The organism is Streptomyces sp. NPDC001351 (genome assembly GCF_042896045.1).
Classification (GTDB): Bacteria; Actinomycetota; Actinomycetes; order Streptomycetales; family Streptomycetaceae; genus Streptomyces.
The window spans coordinates 1,057,120-1,083,741 of record NZ_JBIAWS010000001.1 but is presented as its reverse complement, the minus strand read 5'-3'; the positions used below and the strand labels follow the sequence as shown (position 1 = coordinate 1,083,741).

Annotated in this window: 23 protein-coding genes and 1 pseudogene; 9 read left to right on the top strand and 15 right to left on the bottom strand. The window is 70.9% G+C overall.

Annotated features, from left to right (window positions below; translation table 11 throughout):
* Positions 1–226: 226 nt before the first annotated feature.
* The 8 genes and pseudogenes from ACFY1U_RS04985 to ACFY1U_RS04950 all read right to left on the bottom strand — a co-directional run bounded on the left by ACFY1U_RS04985 (position 227) and on the right by ACFY1U_RS04950 (position 7,549).
* Entirely contained in the window at positions 227–1,024 is a 798-nt protein-coding gene (locus tag ACFY1U_RS04985) for an HAD family acid phosphatase (RefSeq protein WP_390692717.1), read from the bottom strand.
* Positions 1,025–1,289: 265 nt separating this feature from the next.
* A complete protein-coding gene (locus tag ACFY1U_RS04980; RefSeq protein ID WP_390692716.1) occupies positions 1,290–2,435 on the bottom strand; it encodes a Gfo/Idh/MocA family protein in 1,146 nt (381 codons plus the stop codon).
* Positions 2,432–2,629 (bottom strand): annotated as a pseudogene (locus tag ACFY1U_RS04975) (pectate lyase); the annotation flags it as partial. The pseudogene ACFY1U_RS04975 and the gene ACFY1U_RS04980, both read right to left, overlap by 4 nt.
* 15 nt (positions 2,630–2,644) lie before the next feature.
* Positions 2,645–4,375: an L-arabinonate dehydratase gene (araD, locus tag ACFY1U_RS04970; RefSeq protein WP_390692715.1), complete on the bottom strand. Its 1,731-nt coding sequence runs from the start codon at positions 4,373–4,375 to the stop codon at positions 2,645–2,647.
* Complete coding sequence (locus tag ACFY1U_RS04965) at positions 4,372–5,283, bottom strand: dihydrodipicolinate synthase family protein (protein ID WP_390692714.1); 912 nt, start codon at positions 5,281–5,283, stop codon at positions 4,372–4,374. Before ACFY1U_RS04965 ends, araD begins: the two co-directional genes overlap by 4 nt.
* Positions 5,280–5,960 carry a GntR family transcriptional regulator gene (locus ACFY1U_RS04960; protein ID WP_390692713.1) on the bottom strand — a complete coding sequence of 227 codons (681 nt, stop codon included), beginning with the start codon at positions 5,958–5,960 and terminating at the stop codon, positions 5,280–5,282. The genes ACFY1U_RS04965 and ACFY1U_RS04960 overlap by 4 nt, the downstream gene beginning before the upstream one ends.
* A 173-nt stretch (positions 5,961–6,133) precedes the next feature.
* Positions 6,134–6,886: an MBL fold metallo-hydrolase gene (locus tag ACFY1U_RS04955; RefSeq protein WP_390692712.1), complete on the bottom strand. Its 753-nt coding sequence runs from the start codon at positions 6,884–6,886 to the stop codon at positions 6,134–6,136.
* Between the two features lie 69 nt (positions 6,887–6,955).
* The gene (locus tag ACFY1U_RS04950) at positions 6,956–7,549 is read right to left on the bottom strand and encodes a TIGR03086 family metal-binding protein (protein WP_390692711.1); all 594 of its coding nucleotides are present in this window, start codon (positions 7,547–7,549) and stop codon (positions 6,956–6,958) included.
* A gap of 155 nt (positions 7,550–7,704) precedes the next feature.
* On the opposite strand from ACFY1U_RS04950, the gene ACFY1U_RS04945 reads away from it, so the two are divergent.
* Complete coding sequence (locus ACFY1U_RS04945) at positions 7,705–8,940, top strand: MFS transporter (RefSeq protein ID WP_390692710.1); 1,236 nt, start codon at positions 7,705–7,707, stop codon at positions 8,938–8,940.
* Between the two features lie 71 nt (positions 8,941–9,011).
* Here ACFY1U_RS04945 and ACFY1U_RS04940 read toward each other — a convergent pair whose 3' ends face one another.
* Both ACFY1U_RS04940 and ACFY1U_RS04935 read right to left on the bottom strand, forming a co-directional pair.
* Positions 9,012–10,175, bottom strand: coding sequence for a hypothetical protein (locus ACFY1U_RS04940; protein WP_390692709.1), 1,164 nt, complete (start codon positions 10,173–10,175; stop codon positions 9,012–9,014).
* Positions 10,176–10,205: 30 nt separating this feature from the next.
* Positions 10,206–11,147 carry a 5-dehydro-4-deoxyglucarate dehydratase gene (locus ACFY1U_RS04935; protein WP_390692708.1) on the bottom strand — a complete coding sequence of 314 codons (942 nt, stop codon included), beginning with the start codon at positions 11,145–11,147 and terminating at the stop codon, positions 10,206–10,208.
* Positions 11,148–11,389: 242 nt separating this feature from the next.
* Between ACFY1U_RS04935 and ACFY1U_RS04930 the strand changes: the two genes are divergently transcribed.
* The 7 genes from ACFY1U_RS04930 to ACFY1U_RS04900 all read left to right on the top strand — a co-directional run bounded on the left by ACFY1U_RS04930 (position 11,390) and on the right by ACFY1U_RS04900 (position 18,968).
* Positions 11,390–12,199 carry an NAD-dependent epimerase/dehydratase family protein gene (locus tag ACFY1U_RS04930; protein WP_390692707.1) on the top strand — a complete coding sequence of 270 codons (810 nt, stop codon included), beginning with the start codon at positions 11,390–11,392 and terminating at the stop codon, positions 12,197–12,199.
* Between the two features lie 294 nt (positions 12,200–12,493).
* The gene (locus ACFY1U_RS04925) at positions 12,494–13,273 is read left to right on the top strand and encodes a DeoR/GlpR family DNA-binding transcription regulator (protein WP_390692706.1); all 780 of its coding nucleotides are present in this window, start codon (positions 12,494–12,496) and stop codon (positions 13,271–13,273) included.
* 113 nt (positions 13,274–13,386) lie between these two features.
* On the top strand, positions 13,387–14,760 hold the full coding sequence (locus ACFY1U_RS04920) for an ABC transporter substrate-binding protein (RefSeq protein ID WP_390692705.1): 1,374 nt from the start codon (positions 13,387–13,389) through the stop codon (positions 14,758–14,760).
* On the top strand, positions 14,757–15,695 hold the full coding sequence (locus tag ACFY1U_RS04915; RefSeq protein ID WP_390692704.1) for a carbohydrate ABC transporter permease: 939 nt from the start codon (positions 14,757–14,759) through the stop codon (positions 15,693–15,695). The genes ACFY1U_RS04920 and ACFY1U_RS04915 overlap by 4 nt, the downstream gene beginning before the upstream one ends.
* The gene (locus ACFY1U_RS04910) at positions 15,692–16,540 is read left to right on the top strand and encodes a carbohydrate ABC transporter permease (protein ID WP_390692703.1); all 849 of its coding nucleotides are present in this window, start codon (positions 15,692–15,694) and stop codon (positions 16,538–16,540) included. The genes ACFY1U_RS04915 and ACFY1U_RS04910 overlap by 4 nt, the downstream gene beginning before the upstream one ends.
* The gene (locus ACFY1U_RS04905; RefSeq protein WP_390692702.1) at positions 16,537–17,526 is read left to right on the top strand and encodes a zinc-dependent alcohol dehydrogenase family protein; all 990 of its coding nucleotides are present in this window, start codon (positions 16,537–16,539) and stop codon (positions 17,524–17,526) included. The genes ACFY1U_RS04910 and ACFY1U_RS04905 overlap by 4 nt, the downstream gene beginning before the upstream one ends.
* Before the next feature lie 257 nt (positions 17,527–17,783).
* Positions 17,784–18,968, top strand: coding sequence for a TerD family protein (locus ACFY1U_RS04900; RefSeq protein ID WP_390692701.1), 1,185 nt, complete (start codon positions 17,784–17,786; stop codon positions 18,966–18,968).
* A 9-nt stretch (positions 18,969–18,977) separates the two neighbouring features.
* Here the strand turns inward: ACFY1U_RS04900 and ACFY1U_RS04895 are convergent, their stop codons facing one another.
* Positions 18,978–19,544, bottom strand: coding sequence for a TetR/AcrR family transcriptional regulator (locus ACFY1U_RS04895; protein ID WP_390692700.1), 567 nt, complete (start codon positions 19,542–19,544; stop codon positions 18,978–18,980).
* A 161-nt stretch (positions 19,545–19,705) separates the two neighbouring features.
* Between ACFY1U_RS04895 and ACFY1U_RS04890 the strand changes: the two genes are divergently transcribed.
* Positions 19,706–21,154, top strand: coding sequence for an MFS transporter (locus ACFY1U_RS04890; protein WP_390692699.1), 1,449 nt, complete (start codon positions 19,706–19,708; stop codon positions 21,152–21,154).
* Here the strand turns inward: ACFY1U_RS04890 and ACFY1U_RS04885 are convergent.
* The 4 genes from ACFY1U_RS04885 to ACFY1U_RS04870 all read right to left on the bottom strand — a co-directional run bounded on the left by ACFY1U_RS04885 (position 21,151) and on the right by ACFY1U_RS04870 (position 26,400).
* Positions 21,151–22,167, bottom strand: coding sequence for a 1-aminocyclopropane-1-carboxylate deaminase (locus ACFY1U_RS04885; RefSeq protein ID WP_390692698.1), 1,017 nt, complete (start codon positions 22,165–22,167; stop codon positions 21,151–21,153). The genes ACFY1U_RS04890 and ACFY1U_RS04885 overlap by 4 nt on opposite strands.
* A 20-nt stretch (positions 22,168–22,187) precedes the next feature.
* Positions 22,188–22,835 (bottom strand): GntR family transcriptional regulator, encoded by a 648-nt coding sequence (locus ACFY1U_RS04880; RefSeq protein WP_390692697.1) that lies wholly within the window; start codon positions 22,833–22,835, stop codon positions 22,188–22,190.
* 83 nt (positions 22,836–22,918) lie between these two features.
* The gene (locus ACFY1U_RS04875; RefSeq protein ID WP_390692696.1) at positions 22,919–24,499 is read right to left on the bottom strand and encodes a TROVE domain-containing protein; all 1,581 of its coding nucleotides are present in this window, start codon (positions 24,497–24,499) and stop codon (positions 22,919–22,921) included.
* Between the two features lie 455 nt (positions 24,500–24,954).
* A complete protein-coding gene (locus tag ACFY1U_RS04870) occupies positions 24,955–26,400 on the bottom strand; it encodes an alkaline phosphatase PhoX (protein WP_390692695.1) in 1,446 nt (481 codons plus the stop codon).
* Between the last annotated feature and the right edge of the window lie 222 nt (positions 26,401–26,622).

Below are 26,622 nucleotides of genomic sequence, written 5' to 3'. Positions count from 1 at the left end.
AGCCGCCGACTGAGCCCCCCTCGTCGGCGATGAGAACGCCCCGCCGGTGACGACCGGCGGGGCGTTCTGTTGAGTTCCACCTCATCGCCACCGACCTGGTCCACTGGACCAGCCGGCGCCTGGTGAAGGTGGCCCCCGGTGATGCCGGTGACGCGGGCCGAGTACGACCGGCCGCCGGCCGCGTGTCCCGCCGCCCGGGCGACGGGATCCGGGAACCTCGCGGGGCTCAGCTGACGAAGTACGTCGGGTTCGGCAGCTTGTAGGTGCGGTCGGCGTAGCCGCCGTCCAGGTCCGAGTACTGGTCGCCGAAGTTGGCGACGATCTCGTAGCCGAGGTCGTCCTCGATGTGCTTGCGGGTGCCGGACTTGTACTGCACGGTCGTGCAGGTCCAGGTGCCCGGCGTGGCGCAGGCGCTCAGATAGGCCGGCGGGTTCGCCTTGTCCTTGAGGAACATGTGGTCGGCGTCGAGGTTCACATCGGCGCCGATCTTCTTCAGGTTCGCGACGGCGGCGGTGCGCTGCGCCTCGCTCAGACCCGAGTTGTAGAAGACCTCGACGCCCTTGGACTCGGCGTACTGGACCAGCTCGGCGCTGCCGAACACGCCCGGGCGGTCCGCCTTGTTCACGTAGTCGGCCCACGTGGTCGGGTTGTACGTGTAGTTGTAGCGCTTCTCGTAGTCGAGGCTGAGCAGCAGCGTGTCGTCGATGTCGAAGACGACCGCGGGCTTCTCGCCCCGGTGGTGCGCCTTGCGGGCGGCCCGGTCTATGTACTTCCTGGCGGCGGCGTCGATGTGCGCCAGATCCTGGGCGTACGGGCTGTCCGGGGACGCCTGGTACACGCCGCTCGCATCGGCCGTGGTGCCGTAGTACGTGTCGATGTCCTTCACCAGGAGCCCGATGTTGTACGGCTCGTGGGTGGAGTTGGCCGTGGACTGGCCGGCCGTGGCCGCGCCGGCGCCGTAGAGGGTGCCGCCGGCGAGGGCGCACGCTGCGGCGATCGCCGCGATACGCAGTGACTTATGCATGACAGGTTTCTACGCGCGTCACCCCGGCGGGCGCGAGACCCGTTGCCCGATCGATATCTCTTCGGAAGGCAAAAAACGGGTAAAGCGCCCTGGACGGGACGGTTCCGGATCGGTGCTCGCGTCCGTCGGCTTGAAGGCCGGGGCGGAGATCCCGGAGTCCCCGTTGGTGCCGGACGAGGTGACCGCGGAGCCCTTGGTCACCGGGTGACGTAGCGGCCGACCGGGCGGCCCGCGACGCGCGGTACCGGCGAGTCGTTGGTCGTCATCAGGTGCTCACCTCTTTCGGTGGGGCCCAGGCGGCGCCGAGTTCGGAGTAGAGGGAGAGGGTGTCGGCGGCGGCCGCGACGAGTCCGTCGATGCCGTCCACGACCCTGCGGCCCTCACCGGGGACCAGGTGCCAGGCCCCGGCCGGCAGCGGGGCCGGGTCGGGGGCCTGGCGAATCGCTTCAACGACCTTCATGAAGGCGCCGGTCGCGTCCGGGGTGACCAGGAGATCGGCGCCGTCGGTGAGGTGGTCGACCAGGTTCTCCAGCAGGTCGGTGCGGCCGTACTCGTACTCCTCGGGGCCGTGGTCGGCGCGCTGGAGCAGGACGCGGTCCTGCTTGTACCAGTAGGTGATCCGGCCGCGGGTGCCGTGCACGACGACATACGGCTCGTCGTCCCGCTCGGCGCACAGAGTCGCGGCGACGGTGACCTTGCGGCCCGGTGCGGTGGTGATGCGGACGCAGGAGGTGTCGTCGGACTCGATGTCGTTGGCGCGCAGCAGCTCGAGCTCGATGCCGGTGACGTCCTCGGCGCGTGTGGTGCCGTTGACGGCGAGCGCGGTGGCCACGGCGTGCGCGAGGGGGTTGGTGAGCACGCCGTCGATGACGTCGGTGCCGTTCAGGCGCCGTTTACCCGCCCAGGGTGCCCGCCGGTAGTAGGCCTCGGGGCGCACCCAGGCTCCGGCCCCGCCGACGCCGACGAGTTCGCCGACGGCGCCCTCGGCGATCATCCCGACGATCGCGGGGACGGCGTGCGAGCCCAGCGACTGGAAGCCGATCTGGCAGACCACGCCCGCCTCGGCGACCCCGTCGGCCATCCGCCGGAACTCGGCGTACGACGGCGCGGGCGGCTTCTCAAGGAGCAGGTGCACACCCCTGCGGGCGGCCGTGAGCGCCAGGTCGGTGTGGGTGGGGATCGGAGTGCAGACGACGGCGATCCGGGCGCCGGTGGAGTCCAGGAGCGCGCCGAAGTCGGCGGACTGCTCGGGACTGCCGAGACCGTCCGGGATCTCGTCGCCGGTCAGCGGGGTCAGCTCACAGATGCCTGCCAGCCGTACGATCCCCTTGTCCTGGAGCCGGCGGATGTTGTCCAGGTGCCAGCGGCCGTGGCCGCGCGCGCCCGCCAGGACGATGTCTACGGTGGTCATGGGATCCTCTCGGCGCTGTCGATCTCTGTGTGCAGGGTAGGCGTCCGGCCGACGTCGGCCGTGAGGTCGCGTTCCCTGCCCGAGTCGTAGGCGTTGCAGATCGCCGGCAGGTCCACCGGGTAGCCGTTGAAGAGGGTGCCGGTCCGGTGGAGGGTGGTGTTCCAGCTCCTCACGAGGTCGGCGGCCTCGACATGACAGCTGCGGCGAGGTCAGCCCGCGTACGGGTCGGTGACCTTGCCCGGCCGGGACAGGAACTCGAAGTCGCAGCCTGTGTCCGCCTGGGTGATCTGGTCGTTGTAGAGGGCGCCGTAGCCGCGTTCGTAGCGGGTCGGCGGGGGTGTCCAGTTGGCCCTGCGTTGCTCCAACTCCTCGTCGCCCACGTGGAGATGGAGGGTGCGTGTCTCGACGTCGAGGGTGATGAGGTCGCCGGAGCGGACGAGGGCGAGCGGGCCGCCGATGTACGACTCCGGCGCCACATGCAGTGCGCACGCGCCGTAACTCGTGCCGCTCATCCGGGCGTCGGAGATGCGGACCATGTCCCGTACCCCCTGCTTCAGGAGGTGGTCCGGGATCGGCAGCATGCCGTACTCGGGCATGCCGGGGCCGCCCTTGGGTCCGGCGTTGCGCAGCACCAGCACGCTGTCGGCGGTGATGTTCAGCTCCGGGTCGTTCAGGGTGCGTTGCATGGTCCTGTAGTCGTCGAAGACGACCGCGGGACCGGTGTGCTTGAGCAGGTGGGGTTCGGCGGCGATGTGCTTGATGACGGCGCCGTCGGGGCAGAGGTTGCCGCGCAGGACGGCGACTCCGCCGTCGGCGGCGACCGGGTTCTCGCGGGTGCGGATGACGTCGTCGTCGTGGACGACCGCGCCCTCGATCTGCTCGCCCAGGGTGCCGTTCACCGTCGGGCGGTCCAGGTGCAGCAGATCGGCGATCCGGGAGAGGAAGGCGGGCAGGCCGCCGGCGAAGTAGAAGTCCTCCATGAGGTACGTCTGTCCGCCGGGACGGACGTTGGCCAGCACCGGCACGGTCCGTGCGATGCGGTCGAAGTCGTCGAGAGTGAGCGGGACTTGGGAGCGTCCCGCCATCGCGGTCAGATGGATCACCGCGTTGGTGGAGCCGCCGAGCCCGAGCACCGTGGTGACGGCGTCCTCGAAGGCCTCGCGGGTGAGGATCCCGGACGGCTTGAGCCCCCTCCAGGCGAGCTCCACGGCTCGGCGCCCGGAGGCCGCTGCCATCCGCTCGTGTCCGGAGTCGACGGCGGGGATCGAGGAGGCGCCCGGCAGCGTCATGCCGAGGGCTTCGGCGGCCGCGGTCATCGTGGAGGCGGTCCCCATGGTCATGCAGTGACCGGGGGAACGCGCCAGCCCGCCCTGCAGCTCCCGCAGTTCGCAGTCCGTCAGGTTGCCCGCACGGTGCTCGTCCCAGTACTTCCACATGTCGGTGCCGGAGCCGAGGGTCTCACCGCGCCAGTGCCCCGGCAGCATCGGCCCGGCGGGCACGAAGATCGACGGTACGTCGGCCGAGGCGGCGCCCATGAGCAGCGCGGGGGTCGACTTGTCGCAGCCACCCAGCAGCACCGCCGCGTCGACCGGATACGACCGCAGCAGTTCCTCCGTTTCCATCGCGAGCAGGTTGCGGTAGAGCATGGGGGTCGGCTTCTGGTACGTCTCCGAGAGCGTGGCGACGGGGAATTCGAGGGGGAAGCCCCCGGCCTGCCACACGCCCCGCTTGACCGCTTCGGCGCGTTCGCGCAGATGGACGTGGCAGGGGTTGATGTCGGACCAGGTGTTGAGGACGGCGATCACCGGGCGGCCCCGGTACTCCTCCGCCTCGTAACCGAGCTGCCGCATCCGGGCGTTGTGCGACCAGGTGCGCAGCCTGCCCTCGGTGCCGTACCACTGATGGCTTCTGAGTTCCTCGGGACGCATTCTGTCGGTCATGTCGACCATCCGGCGGCGATGGCGGCGACCTCCGCACGCTCGCCCTGCGGCAGCTCCTTGCTCGGCGGGCGGACGTCGCGGCGGCACAGGCCGAGGGAGGCGAGGGCCTCCTTGACCACGGTGACGTTGTTGGCGGAGCCGTTCGCCGCACGGAGTTCCTCGAAGCGGCGGATCTGCTCCCAGACCTTCATGGCGCCCGGGTAGTCGCCGGATCGAAGCGCTTCGATCATGTTCAGCGAGACGGACGGGGCGACGTTCACTAGTCCGGAGGTGAAGCCGGTGGCGCCCGCGGAGAAGTACGAGGGCGCGTAGGGCTCGGCGAGACCGGCGACCCACACGAAGCGGTCGAGTCCCGCGTCCCGTGCGAAGGCGGCGAACGTGGCGGCGTCGGGGACGGCGTACTTGACGCCGATGACGTTCGGGCAGGCGTCGGCGAGCTCGGCGAGGCGGGCGCCGGCCAGTTGGGCGTTACGGATGTAGGGGACGACGCCCAGCTCGGGGACGGCCTCGGCGATGGCGCGGTGGTAGTCGACCCAGCCGCCCTGGGAGACATACGGATGGACGGGCTGATGGACCATCACCATCTGGGCGCCGTGCTCACGGGCGTGCCGGGCGGAGGCGACGGCGGTGGACAGGTCATGGCCGACGCCGACGAGGATCGCGGCGCGGTCGCCGGTCTCGTCGATGGTCAACTCCGTGACGAGACGGCGCTCTTCGGGGGAGAGCGCGTAGAACTCGCCGGTGTTTCCGTTGGGGGTGAGGATGCGGATCCCGCCCTCGATCAGCCGACGCAGCAGGGCCCGGTGGGCGTCCTGGTCGACGGTGCCGTCCTCGGCGAACGGGGTCACCGGGATCGCCACCACGTCGGCCAGGGCCGTCCGTTGGGTCTCGAACGCCACGCTGCTCATGCGGTGCCTTCCTGGTTCGCCGCCTGGTCCGTGACCTGGTCGGTCGCCTGGGGGAACGCTCGCTCGACGAAGGACGCGATATGGGCGTGCAGAGCGCGGGCCGCGCCGTCGGCGTCGCCCGCCAGGGCGAGCCGCAGGATCTCCCGGTGCTCACCGGCCTCCCGCTCCCAGGAGGGCGAGGCCGCCCAGGCCACCGCGGAGACGAGGGCCGCCTGGTCGCGGACCTCGTCGAGCATGCGGCCGAGCAGCGGGTTGCCGCAGGGCAGATACAGGGCGCGGTGGAACTCCCGGTTGGCGAGGGACCGTTCGGCGGTGTCGGTGGCGTCGTCGGCCCTGGTCAGCGCGGTGCGTGCGGCGTCGAGTGAGGCCCCGCGCCGCACCGCACGCCTGAGTGCCTCGGGCTCCAGCAGCATCCGCACGTCGTAGACCTCGCGCGCCATGTCCGCGTCCACCATGCGCACCGTGACGCCCTTGTACTGGCTCATCACGACGAGCCCGGTGCCCGCCAGGGTCTTGAGCGCCTCGCGCACGGGCGTCTTGGACACCCCGAACTGTGCGGCGAGCTCGGTCTCCACCAGGGCCTGGCCCGGCGTCAACTGCCCGGTGAGGATGCGGTGTTTGATCGCGTCCAGCACGTACTGCGTGCGGGACGGGATCGGCGTGGGCACAGAGGTCATGCGCGCCTCTCGGAAGTCACGTGTCAGATCTCGGGTATCTGATCTCGGGTATCTGATCTCGTGTATCGCGTCTCATATATGACGTATGAAGTACGACGCGTTGAAGGTAGGAGGGGGCGCATGTTTCGTCAATGCTTCCGACAAAGGGAGTTGGGGCTGCGGGGTCGGGCCGTTCAGACGGTCGTGGTCTCGCCCTCGCGGGCTGTGGCGGTGCGGCCGCCGAAGGCCGCGGCGGCCCGTTTCGTCGCCGACTCCCCGGTGAGGGTGGGTCCGACGTGGGTGACGAGCAGTCGGCCCGCGGTGGCCGCGCGGGCCGTGGCGCCGGCGTCCTCGGGGGTCAGGTGCACCTGTTCGCCTTCGTGATGGGCGTCGATGTCGGCCTCGCACAGGAACAGGTCGGCGTCGGCGGCGAGTCGGCCGAGCGCCTCGCAGGGGCCGCTGTCCCCGGAGTAGGCGAGCACTCGCCCCTCGGTTTCCGCGCGCAGCCCGTAGGCCTCGATGTCGTGCCTGACGGCGCGGGAGGTGAGAAGCAGGTCGCCGTGCCGGGCGGTGTGGCCGTCGTGCAAGGTCCGGAAGTCGAGGATGCCGCTCAGGAATCCGGCATCGGGGCGCCCGAAGAACCCGGCGAGGCGCACGGCACAGTCGCCGGGTGCGTAGACCGGGACGGGCGAGGGCGGGGTGAGTCCCCCGTAGGCCAGTCCGTACACCGCGGACAGCAGATCGGCACTGTGGTCGGCGTGCAGGTGCGAGATCCAGATGGCGCTCAGTCGCGCAGGATCCGTGTGCCGCTGCAACTCCGCGAAGCTGCCGGGTCCGGCGTCCACCCATACCTCGGCGTCCCCACCGCGCAGGAGATACCCGGAGCAGGGGCGGCCGGGCCGCGGGTGCGGGGAGGCGGTGCCGAGGACGGTGAGGGCGAGGGGCATGCGGGGAGCCTACGGTCCGCCCCCCGGCCCGCGCGACCGTCCCGGTACCGGACGCCGTCGCCCCGCCGGTCACCGCGTGCGCGTCCACCCCGGGTCCCGGCCGCTGAGCCCCACCGCCCGGTCGAGCAGCGGAGCATCCGGCGGTACGGGCACCACGGGGCCGAAGATGCCGCCGCCCCGGCTCGGGTCGTTGGCCGCGGCCAGCAGGAAGTCGTGGGAGGCCTGGAGTGCGGCCGGGTCGGGGGCGTAGTCCTGGCCGGTGGCACGGGCCAGGTCCCAGCCGTGGATGACCAGTTCGTCGACGGCGACGGCAAGGGCGACCTCGCCGGGCAGGTCGACGCCGCCGGCCCTGGTCATACCGGTCCGGGCGGCCGGGTCGCGCCAGGCGGCGGCCAGTTCGTCGAGGACCTTGGGCAGGGCCTCGCGCCAGTCGGGGGCGAGGTCCGGGGCGGCGGCGCCGGGGTTGGTGTCGGTCGTGACGCCCAGGTCCTTGCGGGCCGCGTCGCGGAAGGCGACGGACAGTCCGAGCAGATGGCCCAGCATGTTGCGTACCGCGCAGTCCGGGCAGGGCGTCGCCTCCGCCAGCTGCTCGTCGCTCACGTCCTCCGCGAGCCGCGCGATGACGCGGGTCTGGGGTCCGAGGTCGAGGGTCGTGTCAGTCATGCACCGCTCCTCACAGTCGTGTCTCGTCGATGTAGACCGACCGCGCCCCCGAAACTCATCGCAGCCCGGTCTCCACCCGTACGGCTCGGCCGGGCTCGCTCATAGGGCAGCTGCCCCATCCCTGGCCGGGGGCCTTGGATCCACCATGGCCAGGCATGACGACATCGACATGGGCAGTCGTGCGGGTCGTGCGGGACCGCGATGCGGGCCTGTATCTCGCCGGCGTGGTGATCTCCGGCTTCGGGACGTCGGCGCTGTGGCTGGCGTCCGGCGTATGGGTCAAGGAGCTGACCGGCTCGGACGGGCCGGCCGCGCTGTGCCTGCTCGCCATGTGGGCGCCCACGCTCGCCGGCCCCCTGCTCGGCACCCTCGCCGACCGGCTCCGCCGCAAACCCCTTCTCATCGGCGTGAACCTCCTCCTGGCCGCCCTCCTGCTCACCCTCTTCGCCGTCGACTCCCCGAGCCGGCTGTGGCTGTTGTACACGGTCCTGTTCGTGTACGGCGCCGCGGGCGTCGTCCATGACGCGGCCGAGTCCGCCCTCGTCGCGGCGGCGATCGACCGGTCGCTGCTGGGCGACTTCAACGGGCTGCGCATGACGGCGACCGAGGGCATGAAGCTGGTCGCCCCACTCGCGGGCGCGGCCCTCTTCGCGGCATACGGCGGCCCGGGCGTCGCCCTGCTGGACGCCGTCACATTCGTGCTGGCCACGGGCCTGTACGCCCTGCTGCGGGTCCGCGAGGAGAAGCCGCCGCCGCCCACGCGCGGCCGGCGGGAGCGGACCGCGGAGGGCACCCGGTTCCTGTGGGCCGACGCACGCCTGCGGCCCCTGGTCCTGGCCGGCGGCACGACGATGCTCTGCGCGGGCGTCGGCGGGGCGCAGCTCTACGCCGTCATCGACGGCCTCGGGCACTCCCCTGCCTACGCGGGTGTCCTGTACGCCGTCCAGGGCGCCGGATCGGTCGCGGTCGGACTGGTCTCGGGGCCCGCGCTGCGATGGCTGGGCGAACGCCGGTTCGCCGCGTCGGGCATCGCCCTCACGGCCGTAGCGATCGCCGCGCGAGCGATCCCCTCGGACCCCGTGGTCCTGGCCTGCTGCGCGGCGAGCGGCGCGGGGCTGCCCTGTGTGCTGATCGCCGCGCTGACCGCCCTGCAGCGCGAGACACCGGACGCGCTGCTGGGCCGTACGGCCGCCGCGGCCAACACTCTCCTGTTCACCCCGAACGTGTGCGGGCTGGCCGCGGGAGCGGCCCTGGTCGAACTCACCGACTACCGGGTGGTGTTGCTCGCCCTGGGACTTGCCCTGACCGTACCGACGGCCGCACTCCTTCAACACCCGACGAGCCCCGACCGCACCGCCACCAGGCCACCCTCCGACGCCAACCAGGCGTGACACAACCGCAGTTCGGGCGCCCCCGAAGCACCCATGGGGCAGCGCTGCCGGCCCACCGAGGGCCGGCTGCCTCAGAGCGCGGCGAGGGCCGAGCGCACCGACTCCAGGTCGGCGTCCGACGCCAACCCGGCGTGATACAGGCGTAGTTCGGTGGCGCCCCGGTCGCGGGCCGCCGCCGCGTCCGTGGTCAGCGTGGCCGGGCTGCCGCCCATTCCAGAGACCACGGGGAAGTTGGCGGCGATGACCGCCCCGTCCCGGCGCTGTTCGGCGAAGGGTGTCAGCAGGTCCGGGCCGCCCGCGCACGGGACGACCACCCCGTTCGCGACGGAGAGGATGTGGGCGGGGTCCACGCCGGGATTGGCGCCGACGTGGTAGGTCACGGGGTCGGCGTGCAGCAGGACCTGGAAGGTGTCGGGGGCCGCCGCGCGCACCGCCCGCACCGCGGTCTCCTGGAGTGTGCGGGCGGTCTCGTCGCGCCACGCGCGCGTGGCCGCCGCCTTCGCCTCGCCGAGCAGCTTCTCGACTCCGGCCCATCCGCCGTCGTCGGGCACACCCCGCCACAGTGGCTCCAGAGCGGCGCGTACGGAGGCTGCCAACTCGTCGGCGTCCAGGCCCTGTTCGCCGTAGCCGGTCCGGCAGGCCGGGCAGAAGCAGAGCGCCATCAGGTACATCCCGGCGTCCCCGAGCCCCACCCCGCCGGTCTTGTCGTGCGCGTGCAGATGCTGGAGGCCGTACCAGCCGAGCGACTCCAGCTCGGTGCCGCGCGCGCCGGGGCGTACGGCCGCCTCGACGGCCAGGTCGACGAGGTACGCGCGCGTGGCGGACTGCGCGATGCAGGGGGCCCAGGGGTAGCGGTCGCCGTAGGCGTTGACGACGGAGGTGTCCGGGTGCTCGCTGCCCAGGCGGGAGTTGTGGGCGAGGACGACCCAGGTGTGCACCTCCAGGCCGGCGTCCGCGAGGGCCGCGGCCGCCTCGCCGTAGGCGTCTCCCGGCGCCCAGTCCCCGGCCGGGCAGGGGCGCAGCGCACGTCCCTCCCAGCGGCCGTCGGTGGGGTACAGCACGGCCGCGTGCTCGGCGGTGACGATGCGGTGGCGCGGGTGGCGGGGTGTCAGCGCACGCGTGGAGTGGTACGCGGAGGCGAGTGTCACCTGCTGCACACCGAGCGCGGCGATGCGGCCCGCGGCCTCCGGATCGCCGTTGACGTCCCAGGGGTAGACGAAAGTCGACGCCTTCACTTGGTCTCCGCCTTCACGTGCTCTCCGCCTTCACTTGTTCTCTTCCAACAGCGCATACCCGCGCTCGATCAGCTCGGCGAGCTGTTTGAGATGGTCCTCGGTCGGCTCGTGCAGCGGCGGCCGCACTTCCCCGACGTCGAGCCCACGCAGCCGTACACCCGCCTTGACCAGGGCGACGGCGTAACCGCGCCCCTGGGCGCGCAGCTCGACGAACGGCCGGTAGAAGCCGTCGAGGAGCCGGTGCGCGGTGGCGATGTCGCCGGACTCCAGCGCCCGGTGGAAGGCGAGCGCGATCTCCGGGGCGAAGCAGAACACGGCGGAGGAGTACAGCGGGACGCCGATGGCACGGTAGGCGAGCTGGGTCTGCTCGGCGGTGGGCAGGCCGTTGAAGTAGAGGAAGTCCCCGGGAGCCTCGGTGCGGACGGCGCTGACGATGCGCTGCATGAGGTCCAGGTCGCCGAGGCCGTCCTTGAAGCCGATGATCCCGTCCGTGCGGGCCAGCTCGACGACGGACTCCGGGGTGAACACGGCGTTGTCACGCTGGTAGACGATCACGGGCAGTGCGGTCGCGGCGGCCACCTCCCGGTAGTGCCGCAGCAGCCCCTCCTGACCGGCGACTACGAGGTACGGAGGCATGGCGAGGAGCCCGTCCGCCCCCGCGGCCTCCGCCACGCGCGCGTACCGGACGGCGAGCGCGGTGCCGTACCCGGCGCCGGCCAGCACCGGCACCCGGCCGTCCGCCGCCTCCACCGCCACCCGCACACACGCCTCGAACTCCTCCGGCGTGAGCGCATGGAACTCACCGGTGCCGCAGCACGCGAAGACCGCAGCGGCCCCGCCCTCGACCCCGCGGCGCACATGGGCGCGGTACACGTCGAGGTCGACCGAGCCGTCGGGCCCGTAGGCGGTGACCGGGAAGAACAGCGGCCCGCTGGGGATGCTGAGGCGAGCGGCGAGAGGGACTGACGTCACGGGCACTCCCGATTTCGATGCATTCCGATACCGATTCCACGTTCATGATCTGCGTCTACATTTCTGAACGCCACCACGCTAAGCCGCCCCTTTGCGGCCGGTCAAGCGCGCCCGCCGGCATCACATGAGCGGATTTCCGCATTTCGCAGAGCACTTGACGGGGTACGGCGCGGCTCCTTAGCGTGTCCATGGATGTGAATAGCGTGCACGCATGCGCCCCGCCAACCGAAGGAGGAGCGAGGATGCCAGCCCCCCGCACCGTTCTGCTCACCGGCGCCGCCGGCGGGCTCGGCACCCTGATGCGGAACCTGCTGCCGGCCTTCGGCTACGAGCTGCGCCTCCTCGACGTACGCCCGATCGAGGGCGACCCGGACGCCGTCACCGCGGATCTCGCCGACAAGAAGGCCCTGCGCGAGGCCGTGCGGGGCGTCGACGCGATCATCCACCTGGCCGGCATCTCCCTGGAAGCCCCCTTCGAGAAGATCCTCGCGGCGAACATCGAGGGCATGTACAACCTGTACGAAGCGGCGCGGGAGGAGGGCGTCGGCCGTATCGTCTTCGCGTCCTCCAACCACGCGGTGGGCTTCACCCCGCGCCCCAGGGCAGACGACCCGCTGATCCCCATCGACACCCCGCGCCGCCCGGACACCTTCTACGGCCTGTCCAAGTCCTTCGGCGAGGACCTCGCGCAGCTCTACTGGGACAAGCACGGCCTGGAGACGGTCTCGGTACGCATCGGCTCCTGCTTCCCCGAGCCCACCAGCGTGCGCATGCTGTCCATCTGGATGAGCCCGGCCGACGGCGCCCGCCTCTTCCATGCGGCCCTGACCGCCGAGAACGTCGGCCACACCGTCGTCTACGGTTCCTCGGCCAACACCCGCCTGTGGTGGGACCTGTCCACGGCACGGGCGCTCGGCTACGAGCCGCAGGACGACTCCGAGCCGTACGCGGAAAAGCTGATCGCCGACCAGGGCGAACTGGACCCCGACAACATCGCCCACGCCTATCTGGGCGGCCACTTCGTGAGCGACCCGCCGATCTGGCCGCACTGACAGCGCCTCCAAGGGGCGCGGGGCCGCATCCATATGCGGCTCCGCCGCGCGGAGGCGCCCGGGCACGGAACGGGCCCGCCCGCCCCCGCATTCGGTCACCGCACCTGCCCGATCCCACGCCCCCACTCACAGCCCCGCAGGTCCGAGGCGGGCACTCCGCTCGGCAAACGGGCACACACGGGCAGCATCGGCCCTGCAACAGGCCTGGTCAGTGCCGCACACCAGGGGTAGAACTTCCTGCGAGGGCCCCACCGGGCCCGAACGGGCAGCACGGCACGAGGGCAGGTGACGGCGATGACGGCGAACTACGCGAAGACGGCGGAAGAGCGCCAGCGGGAGATCGTGCGGGCCGCGCGCGCCACCGGCTCGGTCGACGTCACCGGGCTCGCCGCCGCACTGGGCGTGGCCAAGGAGACCGTACGACGGGATCTGCGCGCCCTGGAGGACCACGGCCTCGTCCGCCGCACCCACGGCGGCGCCTACCCCGTGGAGAGCGCGGGCTTCGAGACGACGCTCGAGTTCCGCGCCACCAGCCACGTACCCGAGAAGCGCCGGATCGCGGCCGCAGCGGCCGAGCTGCTCGGGGACGCCGAGACGGTCTTCGTCGACGAGGGCTTCACCCCGCAGCTCATCGCCGAGGCACTGCCCAGGGACCGGCCGCTGACCGTGGTCACCGCGTCCCTGCCGGTCGCGGGCGCACTCGCCGAGGCCGACGCCGTCTCCGTTCTGCTGCTCGGCGGCCGGGTCCGCTCCGGGACCCTGGCCACCGTCGACCACTGGACGACGAAGATGCTGGCCGGTTTCGTCCTCGACCTCGCCTACATCGGCGCCAACGGCATCTCCCGCGAGCACGGCCTGACCACCCCCGACCCCGCGGTCGGCGAGGTCAAGGCACAGGCGATCCGGGCCGCGCGCCGCACGGTGTTCGCGGGAGTGCACACCAAGTTCGGGGCGGTCAGCTTCTGCCGGTTCGCGGAGATCGGCGCACTGGAGACGATCGTCACGAGCACCCTGCTCCCCTCGGCCGAGGCCCACCGCTACTCACTGCTGGGCCCGCAGGTCATCCGCGTCTAGAGAACCCGTCCGCGCCCGCACCTTGCGCGTCTGACAACCCAACTCACCTTCCCCCAGGGCACTTCCATGCCCGCAAGCACCCCCTTATCTCCCCATATGTTCAGGAGCGATCCATGCGCACCCAGAGCCGACGACGGCCACCGCGAGCCACGCTCGCCATGGCCGCCGCAGGGACGCTGCTCGCCCCGCTGCTCTCCGGCTGTTGGGTCGGGGCGGGCGGGTCCGGTTCCGGCGGCAATTCCATCAACGTCCTGATGGTCAACAACCCGCAGATGGTGGAGCTGCAGAAACTCACCGCCGCGCACTTCGCCAAGGAGACCGGCATCAAGGTGAACTTCACCGTGCTGCCGGAGAACGACGTCCGCGACAAGATCAGCCAGGACTTCGCCAACCAGGCCGGCCAGTACGACGTGGCGACGCTCAGCAACTACGAGATCCCGATCTACGCCAAGAACAGCTGGCTGCACGAGATGAACTCGTACGTCGCCAAGGACCCCGGCTACGACGAGCAGGACGTCCTCAAGCCGATGCGCCAGTCGCTGACCGCCGACGACGGAAAGCTCTACGGCCAGCCCTTCTACGGCGAGTCGTCCTTCCTGATGTACCGCAAGGACATCTTCGCCGAGAAGGGCCTGACGATGCCGGCCCACCCCACCTGGGACCAGGTGGCGAAGCTCGCCGCCGAGGTCGACGGGGCGAAGTCCGGGATGCGCGGCATCTGTCTGCGCGGCCTGCCCGGCTGGGGCGAACTGATGGCACCCCTCACCACCGTCGTGAACACCTTCGGCGGCACCTGGTTCGACAAGAACTGGAAGGCCGAACTCGACTCCCCCGCCTTCGAGCAGGCGACGAAGTTCTACGTCGACCTGGTACGCAAGCACGGCGAGTCCGGCGCCGCCCAGTCCGGCTTCGCCGAGTGCCTCAACAACATGACCCAGGGCAAGGTCGCCATGTGGTACGACGCCACCTCCGCGGCCGGATCCCTGGAGGCCAAGGGCTCCCCCGTCAAGGGCAAGCTCGGCTACGCCCCCGCCCCCGTCGAGAAGACCGACTCCTCCGGCTGGCTCTACACCTGGGCCTGGGGCATCCAGAAGGCCTCCCGCAACCCCGACAAGGCCTGGAAGTTCGTCTCCTGGGCCTCCAGCAAGCAGTACGAGCAGCTGGTCGGCGACACCAGCGGCTGGTCCGACGTCCCCGCCGGCAAGCGCGCGTCGACGTACACCAACGCCGACTACCGCAAGGAGGCCGGCGCCTTCCAGGAGATGACCAGGGAGGCCATCGAGGGCGCGAAGCCCGACAACCCGGGGGTGCAGCCGCGCCCCGCGCCCGGCATCCAGTTCGTCGGCATCCCCGAGTTCACCGATCTCGGCACCAAGGTCTCCCAGGAGATCAGCGCGGCGATCGCCGGACGCCAGTCCGTCGACTCGGCGCTGAGGAAGTCCCAGCAGCTCGCCGAGAAGATCTCGAAGGAGTACGAGGGACGATGACCGCCACGACAACGGCTCCCCTGGCCGCAACTCCCGTACGCAGCACACGCCGGCACTCCGCCCGGCTGAAGGCCTGGTCCACCCGGGCCCCACTGCTGCCCGCCCTGGTCTTCATGATCGTGGTGACCCAGCTGCCGTTCGTGGCCACCCTGGTGATCTCGTTCTTCGACTGGAACGCCCTGTATCCCAAGGCCCGCCACTTCACCGGCTTCGACAACTACCAGCAGGTCCTGACCGACGCCGACCTGCGCCACTCGGTGTGGACGACGATCCTGCTGACGGTGACGGTGGTCCTGGTCAGCCTGGTCCTGGGCCTGGTCCTCGCCCTGCTGCTCGACCGGAGGTTCCGGGGCCGCGGAGTGGTCCGCACCCTGCTGATCGCGCCCTTCCTGGTGGTCCCGGTCGCCGCGGCCCTGCTGTGGAAGCACGTCCTCTACAACCCCGAATACGGCCTGCTCAACGGGCTGTTGCACTACGTGGGCGGCCCGCAGCCGGACTGGATATCAAACACCCCGCTGCTCGCGGTCGAGGCCTCCCTGATCTGGCAGTGGACGCCGTTCATGATGCTGATCCTGCTGGCGGGCCTGCAGAGCCGCGACAGCCAGCAACTCGAAGCCGCACGCGTGGACGGTGCGAACGACTGGCAGATCTTCCGCCACCTCACGCTCCCGCACCTGCGCCGGTATCTGGAGCTGGGCGCCCTGCTCGGCTCGATCTACATCGTCCAGAACTTCGACGCGGTCTTCACCATCACCTCCGGCGGCCTGGGCACCGCCAACCTCCCCTACACCGTCTACCAGAGCTTCTACCAGGCCCACGAGAACGGCCTCGCCTCGGCCGCGGGCGTCCTGGTGGTCATCGGCTCGATCATCATCGCGACCTTCGCCCTGCGCGTCGTGTCGTCCCTGTTCCGCGAGGAGGTGTCCCGCGCATGAGCACGGTCGCCGTACGAACGAGCCCCCGCCGCAAGGGAGTCGGCCTGGGCCTGATGGCCTGGCTGCTCGGCGTCGTCTTCTTCCTGCCCATCGCCTGGATGGCGCTGACGTCCTTCCACTCGGAGTCGGACGCGGCGACCAACCCGCCGTCCTTCGGCGCCGCCCTCACCCTCGACGGCTACCGCGAGTTCTTCGGCACGGGCGGCGGCGCGAGCCCCTGGCCGGCGCTGGTCAACTCCGCGGTGGCGTCGGTGGCTTCGACGGTCCTGGTCCTGCTGCTGGCCCTGCCGGCCGCGTACGCCCTCTCGATCCGCCCGGTGAGGAAGTGGACGGACGTCCTGTTCTTCTTCCTGTCCACGAAGATGCTGCCGATCGTGGCGGGCCTGCTCCCGATCTACCTGTTCGCCAAGAACACCGACATGCTGGACAACATCTGGCTGCTGGTCATCCTCTACACCTCCATGAACCTGCCGATCGCGGTGTGGATGATGCAGTCCTTCCTCGCCGAGGTGCCGGTGGCGGTGATCGAGGCGGCGCAGATCGACGGCGCCCGGCTGCCGACGATCCTCGCGCGCGTGGTGGCCCCCATCGCCCTGCCCGGCATCGCCGCAACGGCCCTGATCTGCTTCATCTTCAGCTGGAACGAACTTCTCTTCGCCCGAGTCCTGACCGGCGTGGTGGCCGAGACGGCCCCCGTCTTCCTGACCGGCTTCATCACCAGCCAGGGCCTGTTCCTGGCGAAGGTGTGCGCCGCGTCGCTCGTCATCTCCCTGCCGGTGCTCGCCGCGGGGTTCGCCGCCCAGGACAAGCTGGTCCAGGGCCTGTCACTGGGAGCCGTCAAATGAAGGCCGCCGTCATCGAGTCCGTGGGCCGCGCCGTCGTCACCGAGGTCCCCGACCCGACACCCGGCCCGCGCGAGGTCGTCGTCGAGGTCGCCGCCTGCGGCCTGTGCGGCACGGACCTGCACATCCTCCAGGGCGAGTTCGCACCCAAGCTGCCGATCGTGCCCGGACACGAGTTCGCGGGCCGGGTCGTCGGGGTGGGCACCCAGGTCACGGAGGTCGCGGTCGACGACCGGGTGGCGGTCGACCCGTCCCTCTACTGCTACGAGTGCCGCTACTGCCGTACGGGCCACAACAACCTCTGCGAACGCTGGGCCGCGATCGGCGTCACGACGGCCGGAGGCGCGGCGCAGTTCGCGGTGGCGCCGGTGGCGAACTGCGTGAAACTGCCCGAGCACGTACGCACCGAGGACGCGGCCCTGGTGGAGCCTCTTTCCTGTGCCGTCCGCGGCTACGACGTGCTGCAGTCCCGCCTGGGCGCGCACGTCCTGATCTACGGCTCGGGGACGATGGGCCTGATGATGCTGCAGCTCGCCAAGCGCACGGGGGCGGCGAGCGTGGACGTCGTCGACCTGAACCCGGCGCGGCTGGAGACGGCACGGCGGCTCGGAGTCTCGGCATCCGCTGCGAACCCGGACGAGCTAGACCGTCCCCAGGGCTGGGACCTGGTGGTGGACGCGACGGGTAACGCGGCAGCGATCCAGGACGGCCTGGACCGGGTCGCCAAGGCGGGTACGTTCCTGCAGTTCGGGGTGGCGGACTATGCGACGCGGGTGACGATCGATCCGTACCGGATCTACAACCAGGAGATCACGATCACCGGCTCGATGGCGGTTCTGCACAGCTTTGAGCGGGCGGCGGAGCTCTTCGCGAACGGGGTGCTGGATCCGGAGGTCTTCATCAGCGACCGGATTCCGCTGGAGCGGTATCCGGAGGCGCTGGAGCAGTTCGCGGCGGGGGTGGGCCGCAAGATCGTGGTGGTGCCGTAGGTTTTTCGCCCCCGCCGCCCCTACCCGTCCCGACCCGGGGGCCGGCCCCCGGACCCCCGCTCCTCAAACGCCGGAGGGGCTGGTTTTTCAGCCCGTCCGGCGTTTGAGGACGAGGCCGTTCAGGCCGAAGCGGGGGTCTGGGGGCGGCAGCCCCCAGGGACGGGAAGGGGCGGCGGGGGCGAGGTAAAAGGCGGTCGATCGGGGGGAGAGTAAGGGAACGGTAAAGCAGTCTCGCTCGTTCACCCGGCATGACAGCTATGACCCCTGGCTCGAACATCCCTCTCTCCACCGCCCGCGTGACGGTGGACGTCACCGCCCCCGTGCGGCTCGACGTATCGGGCCTGCTGCTCACGGGCGACGGCAAGGTGCGCTCCGACGACGACTTCATCTTCTACAACCAGCCGGCCGGCCCGGGCGTGACCTACCGGTCGGGCGGAGGCACCGCTCCCGACGCGATCACCGTCGACACCGCCGCCGTCCCGCCGGGCATCGAGAAGATCGTGGTCACCGCAAGCCCGGACGCCCAGGGCCAGACCTTCCAGGGCATCGAACCGACGGCCACGATCCGCAATGCGGACGACAACACCGTCCTGGCCACGTTCACGCCCCCGCAGCTGGGCACCGAGACGGCACTGGTGGTCGTCGAGATCTATCTGCGGGGCGGCCAGTGGAAGGCCCGCGCGGTCGGCCAGGGATACGCCAACGGCCTGGCGGGCATCGCCACCGACTTCGGCGTCACCGTGGAGGAACCGGCCGCGGCCGCCCCGCCCCAGCCGGTCGCTCCGCCGACGCCCACGATGCAGCCCCCGGTGGCCCCGCCGGCCCCGTCCCTGTCCACCACACCGCCGCCCGCTCCGGGCACCGGAAAGATCAACCTCGACAAGGGCCGGGTCAGCCTCCAGAAGAACCAGACGGTCTCCCTCGTCAAGGGCGGCCGCCCGCTGCTCTCCCAGGTCAAGATGGGCCTCGGCTGGGAGCCCGCCTACGGCGGCAAGGACATCGACCTGGACGCGTCGGTCATCGCCTACGGCCCGCAGCGCAACCACATCGACAGCTGCTACTTCGGCAAGCTGTCGATCCTCAATGGCGCGATCAAGCACTCCGGCGACAACCTCACGGGTGAGGGCGGAGGCGACGACGAGGTCATCGTGGTCGACCTCGGCCGCATCCCGCAGGAGGCCACCGGCCTGGTCTTCACGGTCAACTCCTTCTCCGGCCAGAAGTTCACCGAGGTCGCCAAGGCCTACTGCCGCCTCCTGGACGCGACCACCGACGAGGAACTCGTCCGCTTCGACCTGACCAACGCCGAACCCCAGACGGGCGTGATGATGGCGAAGCTGATCCGCCAGTTCTCCGGTGAGTGGGAGATGACGGCGATGGGCGAGTTCGTGAAGGCGCGCACGGTCCGGAACATGGTGAAGCCGGCCGCGCAAGCTCTCTAGCCGCCGCGGCTACGCGCGCAGCCCCTCCGTCAGCAGCGACAGATACCGGCGGAGGTGCTGCGTCCCGCCGTTCGCCAACTCGGAGGCGTGAGACACTCCGTGGGCCAGCCTCAGCACCTCGATCGGCTCGATGTCCGGCCGCAGCGTGCCCTCCTGCTGAGCCGCCGCGACCAACCGCTCCGCCGCCCCCTTCATATGGGTCCCACAAGCCGTGAGCGCCGCGTTGCTCCCGTCCGTGACGGCCGAGCCCAGCAGGGCCTTCAGCCCGCGGACCTCGATGGTGCCGATGCACACCTCGTACAGCCACTCCGCCAGCGCCTCGCCCGGCGGCAGCTCCTTCGCGATCTCGTCGGCGCGGCTTCCGAGCGCCTCGATCGTGTCGACGTACACCGCCTCCAGCAGCGCCTGCCGCGTCGGGAAGTGCCGGTACAGCGTGCCCGACCCGACGCCCGCCCGCTTGGCGATGTCGTCGAGGGACGCCTGCTCCCCATGCTCGGCGAAGGCCTCCGCCGCCACCTTCAGCAGCCGTTCGTAGTTGCGCCGAGCGTCCGCGCGCATGGGCCTGACCTGCGTCATCCAGATACTCCTTGCGAACCGGGGACCCTCTCCGTATCTTAGCGAGAGTTAAACGGAGACAGTCCCCGGTTATCTCCGTGGGCCGCCCTCGCCTGCCCGTCCTCCATCACTTCGTGCTGCCCGCGCACATCCGCCCCGGGGCTTCGCAACGGGAGAACTCCATGTCCAGCCCGTCCGGCACCACCACCGAAACGCTCTCCGCACCACCACACCCCGCCAGGCTCGGCACCGTCCTCTTCGTCATCGTCACCGCCTACCTGATGGTCGGCGTCGACTCCACCGTCGTCAATGTCGCCCTGCCCGACATCCAGCAGGACCTCGGCTTCAGCCGCACCGGCCTGTCCTGGGTCCTGAACGCCTACACGCTCGCCTTCGGCGGTCTGCTGCTGCTCGGCGGGCGCGTCGGGGACATCGTCGGCCGCCGCCGCACCCTCGCCACCGGCGTCCTGCTCTTCGCCGGCTCCTCCCTGCTCGGCGGGCTCGCCACCGACAGCGCCTGGCTGCTCGCGGCCCGCGCACTGCAGGGCGCGGGCGCCGCGCTCACCGCCCCCAGCACCCTCGCGCTGATCACCACCAACTTCCCGGAGGGCCCGCGCCGCCACCACGCCCTCGGCATCTACTCCTCCATGGCGGGCATCGGCGCCTCCATCGGACTGGTCCTCGGCGGCATGCTCACCTCCTGGGCGTCCTGGCGCTGGGCCCTGCTGATCAACGTCCCCATAGGCATCGGGGTGGCCCTGGCCCTGCCCCGCTTCGTCGGCGAAACCCCGCGCCACGCGGGCCGGTTCGACGCGGGCGGCGCCCTGACCGGCACGGCGGGCATGACCTCACTCGTGTACGCGTTCATCCGGGTCTCCGAGGCGGGCTGGAGCGACACCCAGGCGCTGCTCGGATTCAGTACGGCCGCCGCCCTGCTCGCCGGGTTCACGATCACCGAGTCCCGGGCCGCCCAGCCGATCATGCCGCTGAGGCTCTTCTCGGACCGCAACCGTGCGGGCGGCTACGCGGGTGTGCTGTTGCTGCCGGCCGGCATGTTCGGCGCGTTCTACTTCCTCACGCTGATCAGCCAACAGGTCCTGGAGTACAGCCCGTTGCGCGCCGGATTCGCCTTTCTGCCGATGACCCTGGCGATGTTCACCACCGTTCGCTTCGTGCCGCGGCTGCTGGCCCGGTTCGGCGCCAAGCCGGTCCTGCTCACCGGTATGGGCCTGCTCGTCGCCGCGGCCGCCTGGCTGTGGCGGCTCGAACCCGGCGAGGGCTATCCGGCCGGTCTGCTCGGGCCGCTGCTGCTGATGGGCATCGGCGTCGGCCTGAGCTTCATGCCGCTCAACGCGACGATCCTCGCCCGGATCGAGCCGCGGGAGGCGGGCGCCGCCTCCGGGCTCCTGCAGACCCTGCAGTGGCTCGGCGGCACCCTCGGACTGTCCGTCCTGGTCACGGTGTTCGGCACGGCGACCCGGCACGCGTCGGGCACCCCGGCCGAGATCCTCACCGAGGGGTCGGCGCGCGCGTTCGGCGTCGGCGCGCTGATCGCGCTCGCCGCCCTGCTGGTGTCGGCGTTCGTGATCACGGGGCAACGACGGGAAGCCGCCCGGCGTGAAGCCGCCTAGAACAGGGCGCTGTACGCGTTGAGGGCGGGCTGCCCGCCCAGATGGGCGTAGAGCACCGTCGACTGCGGGCCGATCTCCCCGCGCTCGACCAGGTCGATCGTCCCGGCCATGGACTTCCCCTCGTACACGGGGTCGGTGACCATCCCCTCGGTGCGGGCCGCGAGGCGCATCGCGGCCAGGGTGGTCTCGTCGGGGATGCCGTAGACGCCCGCGTGGTACCGCTCGTCCAGTTCGACATCCGCCTCGGTCAACTCCCTCTTGACGCCGATGAGTTGGCCGGTGTTCCGGGCGATCCGGGCGATCTGCTCCCGGGTGGTGGCGGGCTTGGCCGAGGCGTCGATGCCGAGCACGCGGCGCGGCCGTCCGCCCGCCTCCTCCAGGGCGGCGAACCCGGCGACCATGCCGGCCTGCGTCGAGCCGGTGACGGAACACACCACCACCGTGTCGAAGAAGACCCCCAACTGCCGCTCCTGCTCGGCGACTTCGTACGCCCATCCGGCGAAGCCGAGCCCGCCGAGCGGATGGTCGGAGGCCCCGGCCGGAATGGCGTAGGGCTTCCCGCCCGACTCCTCGACCTCCCTGAGCGCCTGCTCCCAGCTTTCCTTGAACCCGATGCCGAAGCCGGCCCGCACCAGCCGTACGTCCGCGCCCGCGAGCCGGCTGATCAGAATGTTGCCGACCTTGTCGTACACGGAGTCCGGCCACTCCACCCAGCTCTCCTGGATCAGGACGCACTTGAGCCCGGCGCGGGCCGCGCAGGCGGCGACCTGGCGGGTGTGGTTGGACTGGACTCCGCCGATCGACACGAGCGTGTCGCAGCCCTTGGCGAGGGCGTCGGCGACCAGGTACTCCAGTTTGCGGGTCTTGTTGCCGCCGTAGGCGACACCGGAGTTGCAGTCCTCGCGCTTGGCCCACAGGGAGGCGCCGCCGAGGTGGGCGGTCAGGCGCTCCAGCGGGTGTACGGGCGAAGGGCCGAAGAGGAGCGGGTAACGCTCGTACGAGGAAAGGGACATGGGTCCTCCCGGGGTCGGGATCAGTCGCCGTCGGCGAGGTCGTCGGCGAGCGTGCGCCAGATCTCCGCGGTGACGCGGACGGCCTCAGCCACGCTGCCGTGCGCACAGGCGTCGATCAGCTGCTCGTGCAGGCCGGGCGAACGGCAGGTGCTCTCGCCGAAACGGCGGCGCTCCAGCCGGCGGATGAGGGGGGTGTAGCGGGCGATGGTGGCGGCTGCCGCCTGGTTGCCGGCGACGCGGACCAGTACGTCGTGGAGTTCGTCGTCGGCGCGCAGGGCACCGTCGACGTCGCCCGAGCCGACGGCCGCGGCGAACCGCTCGTTGGCCGCGCGCATCGCCTGGACGTCGGCGGCGAACAGCCGGGGCACGGCAACCCGTGTGGCCAGCTCGTGCAGGGAGCCGACCACGGCGGCGGCGTCCCGCACCTCGGCCGTGACGAGCGGGGTGACCCGCGTATAGCTCTGCGGCTTGCTCTCCAGCAGCCCCTCGTCCACCAGCCGGGAGAAGGCCTGCCGTACCGGCGCCCGGGACAGCCCGAGCCGCTCGGCGAGCTCGGCGTCCCGCACCACTGCGCCTGGTTCGAGTTCCCCGGCCACGATGGCGTCGCGGATGGATGCGTAGGCGCGGTCCCTGAGGAGGGTGCGCTCGACGGGTCGTATGGCCTCCACGACTGAAATGTTAGATGTCAATCGTCCGCGCGAGCAAGGGTGTGGCCCGCACCCCCGTGAGGTGCGGGCCACGATCGTGCGGCTCAGGCGGCCCAGGGCCAGTCGGCGTCCCGAGCACTCTCAAGCAGGGGCACCATCCGGAAAGCCGCATCCGAAAGTCCCCCGAAGGTGTGCCTGTTCCCCGTCCCCGACGGGCCGTGGCCCGCGCGGTACCCGGCGAGGTTCCAGGTGTAGACCGGCACGTTCGCCGGGACCTGCTCGGTCGGGTGGCCGTGGCGGCTGTAGGCGTACTGCTCGTCGGTGACGATCAGGACGCGGTCCTGCCCCCTGTAGTGCGCGCGGATCGCCGAGGTGGTGTCGGTGCCGCCGAGGTCGCCGAAGCGGCCGAGGATCTTGAGCACCGACTCGCCCTCGTCGAACGACAGCCGCCGGCTGGTGGTGCCGAACTCGACGAGGTCGGCGTCCTGCGCCCGCAGTGCGAGCGCCGTGCCGAAGATCGCCGCCGCGTCGGCCCGGTTGAGTTCCGAGCGGTCCGACAGCCGCGCCCACATCGAGCCGGAGCGGTCCACCAGGATCAGCGTGCGGCCCGGCAGCGCCGGCACGTTGGCCAGCGAGTGGCCGAGCGCCTGCTCCAGCGGGTACGACCAGCGCAGCGAGGGCGCGTGCTGGTACGCGGCGAGATACCGGAAGGGGAACTGCCGCGAGCGCGCGACCTGAGCCGGGTCGCTGATGCGCGCGGCCACCTGGGCTGCCACCTTGTCGGACACCCCGGCCTGGTCGAAGTTCCGCAGGTTCCGCACGAGCGCCATGACCCCCATGGACGGGATCACGGCCTCCCAGGCCGCCTTGTCCATCGGGCCCTGCAGCCACCCGGCCAGCGCCTCCCAGGTCAACCCGGCCGCCGCGAGCCGCTCCGCTCCGCGGCGCGAGGTCACGACCGCGCGCCGCTCGGCCACCGGCAGCGCCATCAGCTCACGGTGCGCGGTCAGGACGCGGTTCGAGGCGGGCGGCACCGCGGTGTCCGGGTTGTGCCGGCGGTCGAGGGCGTACTGGAACAGCTCGCCCTGCCACGGCTTGTCCGGATCCGGCGCGGCGTGCACCAGGTTGAGGATGTCGCCGAAGCGGTAGCCCTTGGAGGCGGTGTCGTACTTCAGCAGCGACTTGCCGCTGTAGAGGCGGCGCACGGCGTCGGCGATCCCGCGCTTGACGGGCTTGGGGACGCTGCGGCCGTACGTCGCGGTCCAGTACGCGAGCAGTTCACCGGGCTCGTCCGGGCGCTGCAGTACGGAGGCGATGACCTGGCGGTTCGAGGGGCCGTCGGTGGCGCCCGCGTCGAGGCGCGCCTTCACGTACTCGGCGGCGCCGACGAGCGAGGCCGTACGGATGTTGCCCTCGCCGCGCAGCCAGCCGAGCAGACCGGCGGTCCAGGCCGGGTCCTCGACGGCGAGGCGCCGTACGAGGCGCGCGAACCGGTCGTCACGGTCGGCGCCGCTCTCGTAAAACGTCTGCTGCGACACGAAGTTGGCGACCGCGAGCAGAAAAAGCTCGGAGCGCTCGTCTCGCTCACGGCCGCGGCCGCCCTCGTAGGTACGGAGCACGCGCCCCGTCGAGGTGACGCGCGAAGTGGGCTGCGCTCGCGCCGCCTTGGTGTTGAATCGTGCCATGGTGAATTCCCCCGAATTCGTTTCCGTTTCGGAGGGAGGCGCAGCAGAAGGAGGGTGTCCGAGGTCGAAGTCGGTTGCGGTGCTTATAAACTGGCGCGTCTTCCGTTCCGCCACACCGACCCCGGGTCGATGACGGGATTCGAACCCGCATGAGGGCTTTTCCCCCACCAGTCCCCTGAAGTATCCGCCGCCTGCGCACCGGGCACCCACCTTGAGCTGCGCCTCCCCGAGATCACATGCTTCGCACCGGGAGGTGCAATGAAGTTGTGGTGTCCAGAGATCGAGGTCGGCGGAACCGACATAGGTGCTCTAACCCCTGAGCTACACCGGCGCGTTGTACCGGTGGCGGGACTCGAACCCGCGGCCGCCCCATTATGAGTGGAAGTAGGTCCTGCCTTCGCACCTGGACGTTCATCACTCTAAGAGGCGTGCCGCGGGAGGAGCGACCGAATTAATTACCCGCGCTTCTGGCGCTTCCAGGGTCCGGTGATCGCCAGCATGATCCCTGGCTCCTGGATGTTCGCGAACAGCGTGCTGCCGTCGGGTGAGAAGGTGACGCCGGTGAACTCGCTGTATTCGGGCTCCTCTTCGGTGCCGATGTTGAGTTCGTTGCGGGCGATCGGGTACGTGCGGCCGCTGTCGGTCGCGCCGAACAGGTGCTGCAGGCCCTCGCCGTCCTCGGCGATGACGAGGCCGCCGTATGGGGAGACGGTGATGTTGTCCGGGCCGTCGAAGCTGCCCTCGGCGGACGGGTCGGGGTTGACGCCGAGCAGGACCTTCAGGGTGAGGGTGCGGCGCTTCGGGTCGTAGAACCAGACGGCGCCGTCGTGCTGCACGGGGCTCTCGTCACGGGCGTACGAGGAGACGACGTAGGCGCCGCCGTCGCCCCACCACATGCCCTCGAGCTTGCGGGCGCGGGTGACCTGGCCGGTGGTGAACTGCTTGCGGACGGGGGTCGTCCTGGCGTCGCGGTCGGGGACGTCCACCCAGTCGACGCCGTACACGGTGCCGATCTTCGTGGCGCGGGAGAGGTCGTCGACGAACTTGCCGCCGGAGTCGAAGCACTTGAAGGCCTGGAGGACACCGGCGTCGTCGGCGAGGGTGCGGAGCTTGCCGCGGCCGTGGCGGAAGCCCTCGGGCGGGGTCCAGCGGTACAGGAGGCCGTTGGGGGTCGACGCGTCCTCGGTGAGGTAGAGGTGGCCGCGCCTGGGGTCGACCACGACCGCCTCGTGGGCGTAACGGCCCAGGGCCTTGATGGGCTTCGGGTCGCGGTTGGCGCGGCGGTCGGCGGGGTCGACCTCGAAGACGTACCCGTGGTCCTTGGTCATGCCGTTCTGGCCGGCCTTGTCCTCGGTCTCCTCGCAGGTGAGCCAGGTGCCCCAAGGGGTGTTGCCACCCGCGCAGTTGGTGGAGGTGCCGGCGATGCCGACCCACTCGGCGACGTGGTCGCGGCGCACCTCGACGACCGTGCAGCCGCCGGATGCGGCGGGGTCGTAGACGAGGCCCTCGGTGAGGGGCACGGGGTGCGGCCAGTTGGCGCGGGGGCCCTTCAGCTCGTGGTTGTTGACGAGGAGGGTGGCGCCGCGGGGGCCGGCGAAGGTGGATGTGCCGTCGTGGTTGGAGGGGGTGAACTCGCCCGACTCCAGCTTGGTCCTGCCGCTGTAGGTGATGATCCGGTACGTGAAGCCGGCGGGGAGGGCGAGGATGCCGTCCGGGTCGGGGATCAGCGGTCCGTAGCCGACGCCCGTGTGCGTGCCGGCCGACTCCTCGCCCGCCTCCTCGGTGTCGGTGGACGCAAGGGCGCCCGGGGCGGTGGCCAGGGCGCCGACGCTGCCCGCCAGCGCGACACCGGCACCGGTGATCGCGGATTTTCTGGCGAAGTCCCTGCGGGTGAGCGACATGGTGTCTCCTGTGACGGTGGGTGTGCCGTGGAGGGTGGCGGACCTCGGGTCGGCGCCACCGTTTCGCCCGTGCCTGAACGGGAGTTGAACACCGGACGACACCTACGGGCTCTCTTCCATGAATCCGTACGCACAGCACCACGGGATTCAAAAAACCCTTGTGTCCGGGTAATTGGTCGGACGAATCTTCGTAAGGAAGGTCGAATGCCGCTTGTCGTCACC